Source organism: Planktothrix sp. PLAVEN19ND, assembly GCF_057220675.1.
Genome location: NZ_CM170132.1, coordinates 5,480,059 through 5,494,008 on the forward strand (window position 1 = coordinate 5,480,059; position 13,950 = coordinate 5,494,008).

Here is a 13,950-nt window from a genome sequence, read left to right on the forward strand (position 1 = left end):
GTAGACACTCTGTATATACATCATAAAAAATGGTGAATTTCTCAGAGTAATATCATTAGCTGGAGGATTAGGCTATGGTTGCGACGATCGCAAAGTGGGGAAACAGTCTTGCTGTTCGGATTCCACAGCATTTAGCTAAAGAGATTAACTTAGCTGAAGGTTCCCAAGTGCAGTTTGTATTGATAGATGGTAAGCTAATAATCGAGCCGATAACTCGTCGGCGATATTCCCTAGAGGAGTTGGTTGAAGCGATTACTCCAGAGAATCTTCATAATGAGATTGATAGTGGAATTGCTGTGGGGAATGAAGTTTGGTGACACAATCAAATCCCTACATTCCGAGTCGAGGCGATATCGTTTATTTAGACTTTGACCCAACTAAGGGACACGAGCAAAAAGGACTTAGACCTGCTTTTGTGCTGTCGCCTCGTGCTTACAATGAAAAAAGCTCCTTAGCTTTATTTATGCCGATTACAAAGCAACAAAAAGGCTATCCTTTTGAAGTTCCTCTACCAACTGGATTGAAAGTTCAGGGAGTAATTCTTGCAGATCAAATCAAGTGTTTAGATTGGAAAGCTCGCGGTGTTCGATTCGTTGAGTCTGTATCTGAAGATGTGATTGAGGAGGTGCAAATCAAAATTGAGCCATTGTTATAGCAAGAGGCAATAGGGAATGGGCAATGGGCAATAGGTAAATACTTACTATAAGTAGCTTTTAGCTTTCAAGAATGTCCTAATAGATGTGGCAACTGCTATACTGTAAAAGTGGCCAGAAACCGGGTTTTTGCGACAGTTCAGTTGGGTCATCTTACTGTAAATCCCCCGGGATTACAGCCTTCGTAAACCTGCTAATAAACCTTGACAAACTCCAGCAAGAAAATCTAAATCTAGGGTTTCTAAAGTATCTGTCGGTTGATGATAGTGAGGATTCCGTAAATTGGCTGTATCTGTCACCATAATTGCTGCATATCCTAAATCCCAAAAGGGAACCTGATCACTCCGTCTGGTATCGGGAACCATCATTCCTCGGTTGGGAACCGGAAGCCATTCACAAGGCGTTTTAGTTTGGCGAATTCCTCGACTAATTCTAATTAAATCAGGGATAGTTTTTAAGTTACCAATTAAAGCAATATAATCCCCACAATTCGGATAAAAATATTTTAATCCGGGGGGATAGCGTTGAGAATTAGGATTAGGATTGCAATAGCCTAACATTTCTAGGGAGAGCATCAGACGAATAGACTGGTTTTGTTCTTTTAAGGATTGAGCATAATGTTGACTCCCCAGAAAACCAAATTCCTCTAAATCAAAAGCTACACATTGAACCGGATATTTTAGGGGGTGTTTTGCGATCGCCTTTGCTAATTCTAATAAAACCGCAACTCCTGTACCATTATCATCGGCCCCAGGACATCCTGGTACAGCATCATAATGGGCACCAATTAAAATAATAGAATTGTTTGATTTGGAAAGAGCAGGTAAATTTAGGATTAAATTTTGATGAGTTTTTCCTCTTTGCTCAAACTCATCGGTGATCACAGTTCCCCATTGTTGGAGTTGCTGACGAATATATTCACGGACATAAAAATGACCCTCAGAAGCCAAATAAGGGTCACGTTCTCTAATAATTTGTTGTAGATGCTGAGTTAATTGGGATTTTAAACTTATGGTCATTGATTAATCTTAAAAAAATCTGAAATTCCATTTTAACATAAATTTTCAAAACAAGTTTCTGGAAACTTAGTCAAAATTTAATACTGGAAAGCAGCAACAATTTTTGTTTTCTTTTATAGATTTTTTGGCGATGTCAGTCATGGTTTTTGTCCTAATTAATGATAAAATTGATTGGGGGTTGGGTTCAGGAAACTTTCTGCTCTTTTTCATCGGGTATGCCATAAAATTCGGTCTCTACCCGATCCAATAAGTAAATAAAGGGTAAGGCGGCTAAGGAACAGGATTTCCAATGACTTTGGACAGGCGCGTGGAACATCTGACAAGTTCCTCCCCGTCTGCCTTCTGGTTTGTAGTGGAGGCAATTACGGCAATTTGAGGGAACTGCATTTTCCCTGTTCATGTTGATCGATCCCAAATAATTATATAAACTCAATTATGGATGATCGATTTCCCTAACTTTGTTATCTAACTTACAGTTCATCTATATTTTTGTTAAGTTTAATTAAGTTGCCGTTTCCAAGTAAAATCTGTCTTTAGAGAGTTGAAAAAAATATTGTCTTAGACAGAAAGGGGATCAAATAATATTTGCTGAAAAAATATACAAAAATTTTGTTAACTGTAAGTACAGACAGGGATTCTAACACCAATCCCCGGCTAAAAGTTGACGCTTGACGGACAAGTGTGTACAGTCAACAGTTACGAACCCCAAACCGTGATCTTTCATCTGTTGTTCAAAATGAGTTTATTGGCGAAAATTGAAGCAATTTTGTATTTAAAAGGTCAATCGCTTTCCATTGCTGGACTCGCAGAATTAGCCGGGTGCGATCGCACCGAAGTCGAAGAAGCACTGATTCAACTGATGTCTGACTACGCCCATCGGGATAGTGCCTTAGAAGTCGTAGAAACCGATTCTGGATATAGCTTACAACTGCGAGAAGCCTATCGGTCATTAATGCAAAGCTTAGTAGCACCGGAGTTAGGGGTTGGGGCATTAAGAACTTTAGCAGCGATCGCCCTCAAGGGTGGCATTACCCAAACCGATTTAGTAGAATTAAGAGGGTCAGGAGCCTATCAACAAGTCACCGAACTCGTAGAACTGGGATTTGTTCAGAAACGCAAACAAGCTAATTCCCGCTCCCATTGGTTACAAGTGACTAAAAAATTCCATCAGTATTTCCAAGTTGATCAGCTTCCCCAACAACTTTCATTAAACTTTAGCGACGATTTACCCCTGGATGCCCCTTTACCGGTTCTCGACACCAAGCCTACGGGCGAAGTGTAAAAATAAGATAAACTATAGATAGCATAAGCATGATATAGAGACGCAGATCATGGTTTTTAACTCTGACTTCCTTAAATCTGATGTTCAAGAGACCGCCGAAAATCCGTTGTTGACCTACCTGCAAAGTCAACATCCCGATGTTTTGGCGACAGTTGCTCAGTCTGCGAGTTTGGAAATCAAAGAAATCATTAGTAAAAACGTCCAAGGATTAGTCGGGGTACTCCCCTCCGATCACTTTGATGTGCAGATTACAACCAACCGCGAAAACTTAGCGGGTCTGTTAGCATCGGCAATGATGACCGGGTACTTTTTACGCCAAATGGAACAACGGATGCACCTGGAAGAAAACCTATCCCGCACCGCTTCGATTGATTCCAAAACACCGGATTAATTATTGAATTCCCCGGCTAAGGCGGATTCTGGGAAGACGGCGGTTTTAATCATCAGGGTTTGTCGTTGGCCCTGACGGTTAATTTCGACGGGAAGTTCTTCCCCAACCGTTTTGGTTTCAATTTGTTCTTGGACTTGGGCAGGAGTATTCACCGCCACGCCGTCAATCGCTATCAGAATATCCCCTTTCAGAATTCCCATTTGGGCAGCGGGGGAGTCCTCTACCACCCGCACCACAACTACCCCAGTGTCCTGGGTTAATTTAACTTCTAGTTGCCGACTCATTTCCGCTTTCACCGCCGGGTTGAGTTGCACCATTTGTACACCTAAATAGGGATGATCTGCTTTTCCTTTGGCAAAAAGTTGGCTGGTGATGCGGATCGCGGTTTCGATGGGAATGGCAAATCCTAGACCCTGAGCATTCGCCCGAATTGCCGTATTAATCCCAATCACATGACCTTGATCATTTAAAAGTGGCCCCCCAGAGTTTCCGGGATTAATAGCTGCATCGGTTTGAATAAAGCGAACTCGTTTATCAGGAATTCCCACTTGGGTACTGGAACGATCTGTAGCACTGATAATCCCAATCGTTACGGTATTATCTAATCCTAGGGGATTACCAATGGCGATCGCCCACTGACCCGGAACCAAATGGTCAGAGAAACCAATCGGGGCGGTCGGTAACTCTTTCCCCTCAATTTTCACCGCCGCCACATCGGTTATCGGGTCAACTCCTTTGACTTTCCCTTCAAATACCCGACCATCTTTGAGGGTAACTTGTACCGTATCCGCCCCATCCACAACATGGGCATTGGTAATTATCCGACCATCGGAATGTAGAATAAATCCTGAACCTGTTCCTCTACGAACGCGGTCTTCAGGTGTGGGGATTTGATTGCCAAAAAAGCGTTTAAATAGGGGATTTTTAAAGGCATCGGGTACATCTTGTGCCGATTTGCGGGTCGCATCAATTCTAACCACCGTCGGGCCAACAATTTCGGCGGCATCGGCAATAAAATTAGAACTACTACGGTCAATCACCTGATCTTCTGTCACCCTAGGGGGAGAAACCGCAGGCATAGGTTTAACGATGGCGACCGTCGCTGATAACTGGGCAGAGTTATTATTTTGGACATAGCGACTTCCTAGCCACCCACCACCGCCACCTAATGAGACTAAGGCCAGGTATATCGTAAACTGTTTGAATGATAAATCCATCTTTGTTGCTGTGGTGGAAATCAATAATCAGTTATCAGTAATCAGTTATCAGTTATCAGTGAAAGAAATAAAATAAAGACTTCACCATCTGATTATAACTGTAAACTACATATTACGGTGATAACTGATTATTATTTAACAATCACTAACAGGGGAATCGGTTTCTTTAAAGTTAAATTTGATTAATTACTGATTATGCGGGTTCAACGTTTAGAAATATTATTATTGCGGTCGATGGCTCTAATCGGAATATTAGTTAGTATTACGCCATGGATAAGGTCTGTAGAGGCAAATGAACCCTTTAACTCAGAAGCTCAAGATGTTTGCCCAACCCCGGTATTATCCCGTTTAAAACCTCATCGGATTGCCCCTGAAGATACCCTCGAAAGTATTGCCCGCCAATATAATCTGATTCCAGCAACCCTACTGGGGATGAATCCAATTTTACAACGGGGGCCGATTCCCATAGGACAGGAGATTTTGATTCCGCCCCATAATGGGATTCGGGTAGATATTCCCCCTGGTCGGAGTTGGCAGGAAGTGGTCAGAGCTTATAATGCCCGTCCTGATGTGGTTTTTGAAATGAATGGTTGTCAAACCCAACCAACAGCCCTATTTTTACCCGGCGTGAATTGGTCACCCAAAGGGCCACCAACCGTGGCGATATTGGTGTTACCAGGTTATCCGTTACCCCAACCGACAACAATACAAATGGGTTATGGTTGGCAACTCAATCCCGTTTCGGGTAAGGTGATATTTCACAGTGGTTTGGACTTGACGGCGACGGTGGGAACTCCGGTTTTATCCGTTGGGGCAGGGAAAATAGCCTTTGCGGGAGAACGGGAGGGGTATGGAAAATTAGTTGTGGTTAATCATGGGTCGGGGAAACAAACCCGTTATGCCCATCTGGACAATGTTGGGGTGAAATTGGGTCAGTCGGTAAAGTTAGGGGATGTATTAGGAACAGTCGGGACGACGGGACAACCAGATACGGATCAACCCCATCTCCATTTTGAAATCCGTTATAACTCCGATTTAGGATGGATTGCAGAAGATCCCAATCCCTATGTTCAAGTGAAACGATGATCTGGATATTCCACCGTATTGCCCATTGTCCATTCCCTACTTCCTGGAGTTTTGATAAGATATAAACACAACTCTAGGGTTAGGAAATCGTGAACTTCATGCACAAGCGTTCCCATCAAATAGACTCAACAGAAATTACTCGCCGGGCTGCCGATCTCGTCAGTGCCGCCACTAATCGCTATCGGATTACGGTACAAGTCGCAAATCGGGCTAAACGGTGTCGGTATGAAGATTTTGATAATGGGGATGAGAACACCATCAAACCTGTTTTACGCGCAATTATTGAAATGTCCGATGAACTAAATCAACCGCAAATTATCGCGGATCGTTAGATTGATAAATTGCGGTATTGGGTGTCTTTAAAACCTCATTCACCGAGGTGATAAAGACTCCAAGATATCTTAATCATAGGTTTATGTTGAAATCTCGAAAACCCCAAAAACCAGTTATTTTAAGTTTTTTATTACTCGCCGTTACGATTACCCTATTCATTGTTTTAGGTGGGTTTGTTGAGGGTCTGGAAATTCAGGGACTCGCCCAAACTCCTCCATCAGAAATATCCTCCCCATCGGGACGAGTGAGGGTCTCAGAGGTGTGGAAAAAAGTCTATGAACAGTTACCAAATTTACCCCAGGAAAATCAATATCTTTCCAAGGAAACGGGGAAAGTCGCCGAAGATAATACCTTGATTAGTCGGTTAATTCGTTATCATATTTATGTGAAAGCTCGACCGACTCAATATCGTTTTGATTGGAAACTCACCTTAGCCGATTATCTCGGGGTCAATGAACCGATGTTAGTGTTAAGTTATCCCGGTCAGGAAGTATTAAAAGAAAATCCTTTAATCGGGGATCAAAAAGCCATTCAACAGTTAAATCGAGTTGAACGTGATGCGTTAGTTAACACGCTGGCGGGTCTATTTAATCCTAATCCGGCTAGTATTGACCCGATTCCTTCTGCACCCACCCCTAAACCGCCAACCCCCTCCGGTAATTCCCCTGAGTCGGGAGGTGCCCAAGGCCTAAAATAACCTGGGGAATATGGAAAGAATTCTCAAAACAGGAAGCGGATGGCGTTTGGGTTGGAACCCCCAAGCCCCGGAATTTCAAGGGTTAGTTGGGGGTGATACCTGGGCGGTGGAACTGACACAGGCGGAGTTTGATGATTTTTGTCGGTTGTTGGGTGAACTAGCCGATACCATGAGCCAAATGGCTGTTGAGTTGATGGATGAAGAAAAAATAGCCTGTGAAGCAGAAAGCGATCGGTTGTGGATGCAGGTAGAAGGCTATGCTAATGCTTATACGGTGCAGTTGATTTTGAATACCGGACGCCGGGCGGAGGGTGCTTGGCCCGTGGAAGTGGTGGCGGAATTGGTACAAGCCACAAAAACCTTAAAAATCTTTTGAAATAGCCTTGACAAGTTTCTGTTTACTATGCTACATTAGTTAATTGTGTCGGGGCGTAGCGCAGCTTGGTAGCGCACTACCTTGGGGTGGTAGGGGTCGCAGGTTCAAATCCTGTCGCTCCGATTCTAAGTCAGTAACTATAGAACCTATACAGCGTCAAGATTATCACCTGCGACCCCTACCACCCCAAGGTAGGTAAGCAGGACAATCTATCCAGAATCTATCCAAATCCATCATAGTCGAAAGGATTTTGGGTAGATTACTTTTTACCTACCCATACAGACATTTAATCTAAAACCCTAAATAATTAATTTTTACTTATACCCTTAAAACTTAAAAATCCCATTAACACATAAATTTAAAAGTGTCAAATGGGATAAATAGAAAATTATATATAAGGAATAATCCCTATAAACTATCTCTACAAGTTTCCCCCCCTAACCCGACTATTGATTCTAAGTCGGTTCAGTTACCCGTCAAGGCACACTACGTTGAAGACACCTTGACTGCTACCTGAAACCTCCAATCAATATTTGTCAGGGGTTAGGGGGAGAGGGTATATTCTCCCAATCCTCAGCTAAGTTAAAAATTTTGTCACAGCCATTGGAGAAATTTGTAAATCTTCCCATTGTATGCAGCTTGGGAAGATAACCAGAAAGTTTTAGGATAGGAACGGTAGAAAGTTTTAACTACCGTAACAGAGGACGCAATCATTATGCCTAACCGTATTCCTAACACCTCTGGACTAGATAAGTCCCCCTGGGTAAATAAACCCATCAAAGTCTACCGACTACCAGAAGCGATCGCACCTAAAGTTTTAGAATATGCCCACAAATTGGATAAGGGTAGCTATGACCGCCAAACTGAATTAGACGCCGCCATTGACACATTAACCCACGCCCTAACCCTACCTGCTAACACAGGGGGTGCCATCAAAAAGGAAATCAAGGAAGCGTTAGCCAAACTCAATAACCTATAACTTTTTTCATGCAATAAATAGGCAAAAGCTGGTATAGCTGGTAAAAAAATAAATTTAACTAAAATAGCTGTGTAGGCCGTGTAAGAAAGTGGGAAGTATTGATATATAAGGGTTAGAGGTTTACACAACCCCCCTACACAACCCTACACAACCCCCCTACACAACCCTACACAACCCCATTAAACACTTTTATCCTAAATAGCTTCTAACCATTACCCTGTAAGCATTACAACATTTACACAGCCTACACAGTGAAATAGCCAAAAAAATAACCCCTGATAGTTAGTCAGGGGTTTTAGTGTTTGGGCGTTAGTGGGTTAGTTGTCTGTTTCTTTTTGGCTTGCATTTTGTATCGCCTCATCAATGAGGACTGAGACAAGGTTAGACACGGTTCTTTTTTTTAATTTGGCTAACTCCTCTAGTTTTTTCTTAGTTTCAGGGTCTAGGTAGACAGTAACCCTGTCTAATTTTGTTTGTCCCACTTCAGGAAGGGTTGTTACTACTGACATCATGTTACCTCATTACAGCTTCGTAATACTATACTACCGTAGCTTGACATTATCTTGCAAGTAGTCTACCGTATCTATAGAACAAACAAAAACCCGTTAGTAGAGAAGTTTGGCGACTTGAGACTACTAACGGGTACTCACCCCTAATAACTAGGAGCATTTTAATTATGACACTGACAGAACTCAAAGCAAAAGCGACCGCACTGGGATTAACCCCTGATGAAGTACGGCAGTACGGTAGCTTGTCCAAAAAGGCAACGTGGGAGATTGCGATCGCAGAGTTTGAGGAGATGAAGGTAGCGGTAGATACTCACTGTGAAGCAATGGGTATCCCTCAGTGGTCATACCCAGAGGATGAAACAGAGGGGTTTGAACCCAGTGCCGATATCGCTGTAACAGTTAATCAGCCTAGTGTTGAAGATTTACCTTTTGACAACCCTACCCATACCATGATTGATGGGGAGTGGGTGCTGTGTTCTGAAATCGTTGACCCTAGCCAACTCCCTGAACTCGCAGAAACCGATCCACGGTTTGAAGCATGGCAACCCTGGATGATGCCTGGTGCAACTTTTACCACGGGTCATCAAGCCTATGAAATCTTGTACTTTGATCACTACGGTAATTGTAACGCCAAGGGAATTGATACCCATTGGCATTCATTCCGAATTGAAACCATCGTTAACACCGCGACGGATCATTCTGTAAAAAAGTCTGAACCCATCCCACCAATTGAATTAGAAGGTGACATGGAAGGTTGGCATCGGTGGGACAAAAAACTCAATCAATGGGTTAAAGAACACCCCGACCAATTGCTTAAAGACTGTTACCAACCAGAATCAGAAACCCTTGCGGAAACAACTCCTTGAACGGATGGAACCCTACATAGGAGTGACTATGACCGATGGGGAGTTTGAAACACTCAAACAGGAGCCACTAGACGAAGATACCGCCGCCGTTTATCTCGGCTGGTTAGAAGCGGGTCAAGAAATTCTAGCGGGAGCTTTGGCAACATGAAACCCAAGGGAATTATTGATTACTTATTCCCTGGTTTGTTGTACCTGATGTGCTTTCTAACTGGGTTTTATTTAGCAACCAATGTTCATGTCACAATATCACTGTAACACTCATTATGACTTGTTTACGATTGTTTTCTACCAACAACAAAAAAGAGTTTGTAATAGCAACTCGGGACATAAGCGGGTATTTCATTAATCCCGAGTATTACAGGATAACTCTTTATACCCAATCTTCTTCTATAGAGGTTTATAGCTCAGCTATTGAGGGCTGGGATAACTGGGATGAATTTGTCGAACAAGTTAAAGAACGGTTCACAGAATCAAACGAATTATTCTAACCCTTTTTATCAAAACAGTTATCAGTGTAACACTCATTCCATAGGAGATTAGCTATGCTCGGATTCTTGAGAGGAGATGATTTTAAATCATCAACAATTGCGCCCGTTGACGGCTCCCATAAAGGGATTAGCAAGGATAACGTTTTCAAACGCAGTGCTGATAACGCCATCACCCCTGACAACCCACCGGAAACAATTTTTGACACTTATCGGACAATGCCAGTTTGTGACCGTGTGCGGGAATTTACCCCAGAGGAGGCGGACGGATTAAGCGAGTTAGCACGGGTTAAAAAGCAAAATGCTACTGCTACTAAAAAAGCAGCCGATAAACACGAAGTCATCTTAAAAGCCGAGGCAAAAATCAACCGTCACGGGCAACGGATGATCAGAAACGAAGCTGAATTTGAGGTTAAAACTCAAGGCTACAAGGGTACAACCGCCAAAGCATTACATGGGATGCGTCCCCGTTATGCAGCCATGGGTAAAGGTTTAGAAAAGTCTGAACAATTAGCAGACCAAGCTATTAACAATTTGATGGCTCAATTGTAACTACTCTACTGAGTAGATTTTACAGAGTAAAACTCAAAAACATAAACCCGTCCTTTTATGCCAGGGCGGGTCAAATCAAAATGTACAACTACAACACTAACTAAAAAGAATTGTAACATGATTGTAACACAAATTGAAAGACGCAAAATTGAGTTTTTTGTGTCAACAGATATCCCATTACCTGAGTATCGTATCGGTCAATTGGTAGAAGTTTTTTCCTCAGTCAGTTGGGATAACCCTAGCGAAAAGCGTTGGTTCCCAGCGCGGGTAACTGGTATGGAACACAGCTACGGCAAGTGGAGCTATCAAGTTCAATTCCTAAACTGTAGCGGTCAAGGTATTGAATGGGTCAACCCTGTAGACGTCCTCCGTGACCCCACAGGCGACCGCCGCTTCTGGTTAATACCCGTGGCTAAAAAGATCCCTATTGACCTTTTGAAGCAAGAACGCGACGCGATATGGGGAGCGGCGGTACAAGCCTACAAGAGTGGCGAAACGTGGTATCTGAACAGCGCTGAACAGAAACAATCTACCGCTAACAATGAAGCATTTTCGGCGACTTCCCCCTGGTTAGATGACATTGAGAACTTCCTAGAGGGTAAAGCAACTGTTACCACGGATGAACTATTAAACCTGATGGGAATTAGCAAGGATAATCTGAGTCAGGTTAAGCGCGCCCAAAGCGAGATATCCGATGTCATGACCAAACTAAAATGGGTCAAGACTGAAAACTTAAAGGATGATAACGGCAATCGTAAACGGGGTTACAAGCGTCCTGTAGTAACGGTTCCTGATACAGAGGGAGATACACAATCCCCTTACACAACCCCCCCTAGCTGTGTAGATGACTGTGTAAGCTCAAACCCCGACACAGAGGGAGATACACAGTTTACACGGCCTACACAGCTAAAAACACAAAACTTTGAAAATATAAAATCAGATCCCGTACCGATGCCTAAACCAGAAGGGTTCAAGGTTGGTGACAGGGTGATAGAGGCGTGTCAGAAAACCGTTGACGGGCATAAACTTTATGGAAGCGTTGTTGAAGTAGAGGAGCCACGACGGGACGGTATGGGGGGTATCTATAAGGTCATGTGGGATAACGCCTCAATCCCTGGGTTGATGAACAGCGTCTATGAGCATGAGATAGAACCCTATCAAGGCTAGTGTTGGAGCTTGTACGGGGTTTTTAAGTGTCTACTTTTTACGGTTCTGTAAAAATATTTTCTATCTTCCCTTTATACATACCTTGGGAAGAATTGCGATTAACATTCACAATCCCTATCGACACTGCCCCAATAAAAAAGCAACCCTGGTTAGAGGTTGCCTGATAAATATTTAGATTAGTTGGGTTCTAATCGTCTAACTGGTAAATGATTCGCAGAATTGCTTTAACCGATGGATCGTCTAAGTTAAAGCCAGAGGATTCTAGTTCTCCTATGGCTACCTGATAGGGTAGCGGGTATTTTGTCGCTTGTTCTGCTAAATCATTAGCGGTCGCCATTGTTTGACGGTTATAAAACTGTTCACTAGCCAACTCTGTATGCCCCATATTTTTGGCGATAACCGCTAGAGGTAATCCCGATAATAGCCCTAACATTTTTCCCAGATGTCTAAAACTGTAGCCCTGAGTAGTTGGGCAATTCCAGTCTTCCAATTTATCCCCTAATTGATTGGTGAAACCTCCCGCAATACTAGCGGGTTTGCTGTTGGCCTTGGGGGTGTATTCTGGTAGTTGTTGAGGTAGTGCTTGAATATTGAGATAGCCCAGTATTTCCTTATTCTTGATTAACGGGTAACAGAACCGCCCCCCTGTTTTGTTAGTGATAAAGTGTGCTTTTCCAGATGTGTCAGTGACGATAAACCCATTGCCTAAGATCAAAAGCATTTTAGGGTTGTTAACCTTATCATTGAACGCTGGATTAGTTCCTTTAGACTCCCCGTACTTTTTACCCTTTTCGCCCCACAGGGCTTTAACTTCACTATCACTGATTGGTTTGAACAGGTTGGCGGCGCTCATTATCTCTGCGGGCCTTAACCCGTAAGCTATGCACATCTTAAATACCCATAACCATCCCTCCCTTGCCATTGCTTGCTTTTCGGGCATTTGTTCAATTAATTTTTCCTGTTCCTGTAACCATTTAAAAAATTGTTCCCAGTCAATAGCTATTGTATTTTGTGGTTTTGGCTTTTCGACTTTAATTCTGTTTAGTTTGGGTAATATTTCCTTTTTAACGCTATCAGGGCAATAACTAATTATTTTTTTAATTTTGCCTAACGCTTCATATTGTCGTGTATCTTCTGGGAACGATTCCCAAAAGGTTTTGACGTTATCCCACTTTGGGTAATCATCCCAGTTAGGGCATTTTAGAAAATAATCCAGATAACTTGTCTGATAACTTTTTTGATAACTAACGCTATCTCTTGATCGTTTCTCGCCCGTAAATTTGTGTCTTCCACTGTAATACTCATTTTCGATAATCTCAAAGATTTGACGGTAGGTTAGGCGATCATCACTTCCTAACTTGTTGCTAGGTAAGATATTCTCCTTGAGCCACAAATCCCATTCACTAGCATTAATCCCTTCCCGTTTAGCGGCGCTCAGTTTCTGCCTGAGCTTGATACACTTTTCCAAAAAGTCATTGATACCTGTGATACTCCATTCACAATCACTGCCTAACGTACGTTGCTTACCTCCTTTCCAGGGATCAACAAACTTAAAGTTAAGTCGTGTTTCTACCTTCTGGGAAGTTCCTTTGGGGATTAATGGCTCAATGACTTGCCAATGCTTTAGAACATCCCCAAACGTCCCAAAACCTTCTACAGTCACATTATCTTGTTTACCCATTTTCTACCCAACCTAAAATAAGTGATTAAGTTTGGGTAGATTTTTTTACGATAGAATCAGTGTTTTAGAGCTTCTCGCAGGTTCAAATCCTGTCGCTCCGATTCTAAATCGGTAACTATTTTAGTTTAATTTGTGGTGACAGATTGCTGTCAGTTTGATCAATTATTTGTCCACATTATTAATTTAGTAGAAAGGATTCCATACTAGGAGTCCTTTTTTTTTCAATAGCGATCACTTCCACTGGTAGAGTTTGAGATGGAAAGTGTGATCGCTTCCTTCTTTATGGTTAGATCAAATCTATCAATAGCTACTTAGAGGAGATAGTATAATGAGAGAGATTCTTGGAGATGCTAAAACAATTTGCCAGCTTTTGAAGGGGAATAAATACTCCATTGACTATTACCAAAGAGAATACAAATGGGAAACCAAACAAATTCAAGAGCTTTTGCAAGATTTAACAGGTAAATTTCTATCTGATTTCGAGTCAAGCCACGAACGCCAAGCCGTTGCAAATTATGGTCATTATTTTAGGGAGTAGATTGTAGCATGAAGCGTTGTTAGCTATTCCTATTCCTAGCTTACAAGAGCAAAATCAAATTATTGATTATCTTGGGTCTGAATCAAAAAAAATCAACTTTGCGATCGCCTCAAAAACAT

The 13,950-nt window shown here is 42.4% G+C and carries 18 protein-coding genes and 1 tRNA gene; 14 read left to right on the forward strand and 5 right to left on the reverse strand.

Features of this window, described 5'->3' with window-relative positions:
* Positions 1 to 74 precede the first annotated feature (74 nt).
* Together AC2D3N_RS23660 and mazF are read left to right on the forward strand one after the other, a co-directional pair.
* On the forward strand, positions 75 to 317 hold the full coding sequence (locus tag AC2D3N_RS23660) for an AbrB/MazE/SpoVT family DNA-binding domain-containing protein (RefSeq protein ID WP_484692340.1): 243 nt from the start codon (positions 75 to 77) through the stop codon (positions 315 to 317).
* Positions 314 to 655, forward strand: coding sequence for an endoribonuclease MazF (mazF, locus tag AC2D3N_RS23665; protein ID WP_484692341.1), 342 nt, complete (start codon positions 314 to 316; stop codon positions 653 to 655). Before AC2D3N_RS23660 ends, mazF begins: the two co-directional genes overlap by 4 nt.
* Positions 656 to 826: 171 nt before the next feature.
* Here mazF and AC2D3N_RS23670 read toward each other — a convergent pair whose 3' ends face one another.
* Together AC2D3N_RS23670 and AC2D3N_RS23675 are read right to left on the reverse strand one after the other, a co-directional pair.
* Positions 827 to 1,672 carry a M28 family peptidase gene (locus tag AC2D3N_RS23670; RefSeq protein ID WP_484692342.1) on the reverse strand — a complete coding sequence of 282 codons (846 nt, stop codon included), beginning with the start codon at positions 1,670 to 1,672 and terminating at the stop codon, positions 827 to 829.
* Positions 1,673 to 1,856: 184 nt separating this feature from the next.
* Positions 1,857 to 2,072, reverse strand: a complete 216-nt coding sequence (locus AC2D3N_RS23675; RefSeq protein WP_484692343.1) for a hypothetical protein — start codon at positions 2,070 to 2,072, stop codon at positions 1,857 to 1,859.
* A gap of 336 nt (positions 2,073 to 2,408) precedes the next feature.
* On the opposite strand from AC2D3N_RS23675, the gene scpB reads away from it, so the two are divergent.
* Both scpB and AC2D3N_RS23685 read left to right on the forward strand, forming a co-directional pair.
* Positions 2,409 to 2,954: an SMC-Scp complex subunit ScpB gene (gene scpB, locus AC2D3N_RS23680; RefSeq protein ID WP_484692344.1), complete on the forward strand. Its 546-nt coding sequence runs from the start codon at positions 2,409 to 2,411 to the stop codon at positions 2,952 to 2,954.
* A 49-nt stretch (positions 2,955 to 3,003) separates the two neighbouring features.
* Positions 3,004 to 3,345, forward strand: coding sequence for a DUF760 domain-containing protein (locus AC2D3N_RS23685; protein WP_079680176.1), 342 nt, complete (start codon positions 3,004 to 3,006; stop codon positions 3,343 to 3,345).
* Here the strand turns inward: AC2D3N_RS23685 and AC2D3N_RS23690 are convergent.
* Positions 3,342 to 4,562: an HhoA/HhoB/HtrA family serine endopeptidase gene (locus AC2D3N_RS23690; protein WP_484692345.1), complete on the reverse strand. Its 1,221-nt coding sequence runs from the start codon at positions 4,560 to 4,562 to the stop codon at positions 3,342 to 3,344. The genes AC2D3N_RS23685 and AC2D3N_RS23690 overlap by 4 nt on opposite strands.
* 195 nt (positions 4,563 to 4,757) lie before the next feature.
* On the opposite strand from AC2D3N_RS23690, the gene AC2D3N_RS23695 reads away from it, so the two are divergent.
* The 6 genes from AC2D3N_RS23695 (at position 4,758) to AC2D3N_RS23720 (ending at position 8,033) form a co-directional block, all read left to right on the forward strand.
* Complete coding sequence (locus tag AC2D3N_RS23695; RefSeq protein ID WP_484692346.1) at positions 4,758 to 5,648, forward strand: LysM peptidoglycan-binding domain-containing M23 family metallopeptidase; 891 nt, start codon at positions 4,758 to 4,760, stop codon at positions 5,646 to 5,648.
* Positions 5,649 to 5,746: 98 nt separating this feature from the next.
* Positions 5,747 to 5,980, forward strand: a complete 234-nt coding sequence (locus AC2D3N_RS23700) for a DNA-directed RNA polymerase subunit omega (protein WP_079680173.1) — start codon at positions 5,747 to 5,749, stop codon at positions 5,978 to 5,980.
* Between the two features lie 83 nt (positions 5,981 to 6,063).
* Complete coding sequence (locus AC2D3N_RS23705; RefSeq protein ID WP_144017805.1) at positions 6,064 to 6,678, forward strand: hypothetical protein; 615 nt, start codon at positions 6,064 to 6,066, stop codon at positions 6,676 to 6,678.
* A gap of 10 nt (positions 6,679 to 6,688) precedes the next feature.
* Entirely contained in the window at positions 6,689 to 7,054 is a 366-nt protein-coding gene (locus AC2D3N_RS23710; RefSeq protein WP_484692347.1) for a DUF1818 family protein, read from the forward strand.
* 49 nt (positions 7,055 to 7,103) lie between these two features.
* Positions 7,104 to 7,177: transfer RNA gene (locus AC2D3N_RS23715), tRNA-Pro, on the forward strand.
* A 592-nt stretch (positions 7,178 to 7,769) separates the two neighbouring features.
* Positions 7,770 to 8,033, forward strand: coding sequence for a hypothetical protein (locus AC2D3N_RS23720; RefSeq protein WP_484692348.1), 264 nt, complete (start codon positions 7,770 to 7,772; stop codon positions 8,031 to 8,033).
* 317 nt (positions 8,034 to 8,350) lie between these two features.
* Here the strand turns inward: AC2D3N_RS23720 and AC2D3N_RS23725 are convergent, their stop codons facing one another.
* Entirely contained in the window at positions 8,351 to 8,545 is a 195-nt protein-coding gene (locus AC2D3N_RS23725; protein ID WP_484692349.1) for a ribbon-helix-helix domain-containing protein, read from the reverse strand.
* Positions 8,546 to 8,709: 164 nt separating this feature from the next.
* Between AC2D3N_RS23725 and AC2D3N_RS23730 the strand changes: the two genes are divergently transcribed.
* The 3 genes from AC2D3N_RS23730 to AC2D3N_RS23740 all read left to right on the forward strand — a co-directional run bounded on the left by AC2D3N_RS23730 (position 8,710) and on the right by AC2D3N_RS23740 (position 11,612).
* On the forward strand, positions 8,710 to 9,408 hold the full coding sequence (locus AC2D3N_RS23730; RefSeq protein WP_484692350.1) for a hypothetical protein: 699 nt from the start codon (positions 8,710 to 8,712) through the stop codon (positions 9,406 to 9,408).
* Positions 9,409 to 9,950: 542 nt separating this feature from the next.
* Complete coding sequence (locus AC2D3N_RS23735) at positions 9,951 to 10,445, forward strand: hypothetical protein (RefSeq protein ID WP_484691985.1); 495 nt, start codon at positions 9,951 to 9,953, stop codon at positions 10,443 to 10,445.
* A 117-nt stretch (positions 10,446 to 10,562) separates the two neighbouring features.
* Positions 10,563 to 11,612 carry a VapE domain-containing protein gene (locus tag AC2D3N_RS23740; RefSeq protein ID WP_484692351.1) on the forward strand — a complete coding sequence of 350 codons (1,050 nt, stop codon included), beginning with the start codon at positions 10,563 to 10,565 and terminating at the stop codon, positions 11,610 to 11,612.
* A 187-nt stretch (positions 11,613 to 11,799) separates the two neighbouring features.
* Here AC2D3N_RS23740 and AC2D3N_RS23745 read toward each other — a convergent pair whose 3' ends face one another.
* Positions 11,800 to 13,293, reverse strand: coding sequence for a hypothetical protein (locus AC2D3N_RS23745; RefSeq protein WP_484692352.1), 1,494 nt, complete (start codon positions 13,291 to 13,293; stop codon positions 11,800 to 11,802).
* A gap of 328 nt (positions 13,294 to 13,621) precedes the next feature.
* Here AC2D3N_RS23745 and AC2D3N_RS23750 point away from each other — a divergent pair, with 328 nt between their 5' ends.
* Positions 13,622 to 13,831, forward strand: coding sequence for a GmrSD restriction endonuclease domain-containing protein (locus AC2D3N_RS23750; protein WP_484692353.1), 210 nt, complete (start codon positions 13,622 to 13,624; stop codon positions 13,829 to 13,831).
* Positions 13,832 to 13,950 lie beyond the last annotated feature (119 nt).

What these genes read in the sequence shown, in the direction of transcription:
- AC2D3N_RS23720 (WP_484692348.1), top strand. Translation starts at nt 7,770, where the DNA reads ATGCCTAACCGTATTCCTAACACCTCTGGACTAGATAAGTCCCCCTGG.
- AC2D3N_RS23675 (WP_484692343.1), bottom strand. Translation starts at nt 2,072, where the DNA reads ATGAACAGGGAAAATGCAGTTCCCTCAAATTGCCGTAATTGCCTCCAC.
- AC2D3N_RS23710 (WP_484692347.1), top strand. Translation starts at nt 6,689, where the DNA reads ATGGAAAGAATTCTCAAAACAGGAAGCGGATGGCGTTTGGGTTGGAAC.
- AC2D3N_RS23685 (WP_079680176.1), top strand. Translation starts at nt 3,004, where the DNA reads ATGGTTTTTAACTCTGACTTCCTTAAATCTGATGTTCAAGAGACCGCC.
- scpB (WP_484692344.1), top strand. Translation starts at nt 2,409, where the DNA reads ATGAGTTTATTGGCGAAAATTGAAGCAATTTTGTATTTAAAAGGTCAA.
- AC2D3N_RS23740 (WP_484692351.1), top strand. Translation starts at nt 10,563, where the DNA reads ATGATTGTAACACAAATTGAAAGACGCAAAATTGAGTTTTTTGTGTCA.
- AC2D3N_RS23660 (WP_484692340.1), top strand. Translation starts at nt 75, where the DNA reads ATGGTTGCGACGATCGCAAAGTGGGGAAACAGTCTTGCTGTTCGGATT.
- AC2D3N_RS23725 (WP_484692349.1), bottom strand. Translation starts at nt 8,545, where the DNA reads ATGATGTCAGTAGTAACAACCCTTCCTGAAGTGGGACAAACAAAATTA.
- AC2D3N_RS23750 (WP_484692353.1), top strand. Translation starts at nt 13,622, where the DNA reads ATGAGAGAGATTCTTGGAGATGCTAAAACAATTTGCCAGCTTTTGAAG.
- AC2D3N_RS23695 (WP_484692346.1), top strand. Translation starts at nt 4,758, where the DNA reads ATGCGGGTTCAACGTTTAGAAATATTATTATTGCGGTCGATGGCTCTA.
- AC2D3N_RS23730 (WP_484692350.1), top strand. Translation starts at nt 8,710, where the DNA reads ATGACACTGACAGAACTCAAAGCAAAAGCGACCGCACTGGGATTAACC.
- AC2D3N_RS23670 (WP_484692342.1), bottom strand. Translation starts at nt 1,672, where the DNA reads ATGACCATAAGTTTAAAATCCCAATTAACTCAGCATCTACAACAAATT.
- AC2D3N_RS23690 (WP_484692345.1), bottom strand. Translation starts at nt 4,562, where the DNA reads ATGGATTTATCATTCAAACAGTTTACGATATACCTGGCCTTAGTCTCA.
- AC2D3N_RS23705 (WP_144017805.1), top strand. Translation starts at nt 6,064, where the DNA reads ATGTTGAAATCTCGAAAACCCCAAAAACCAGTTATTTTAAGTTTTTTA.
- AC2D3N_RS23745 (WP_484692352.1), bottom strand. Translation starts at nt 13,293, where the DNA reads ATGGGTAAACAAGATAATGTGACTGTAGAAGGTTTTGGGACGTTTGGG.
- AC2D3N_RS23700 (WP_079680173.1), top strand. Translation starts at nt 5,747, where the DNA reads ATGCACAAGCGTTCCCATCAAATAGACTCAACAGAAATTACTCGCCGG.
- AC2D3N_RS23735 (WP_484691985.1), top strand. Translation starts at nt 9,951, where the DNA reads ATGCTCGGATTCTTGAGAGGAGATGATTTTAAATCATCAACAATTGCG.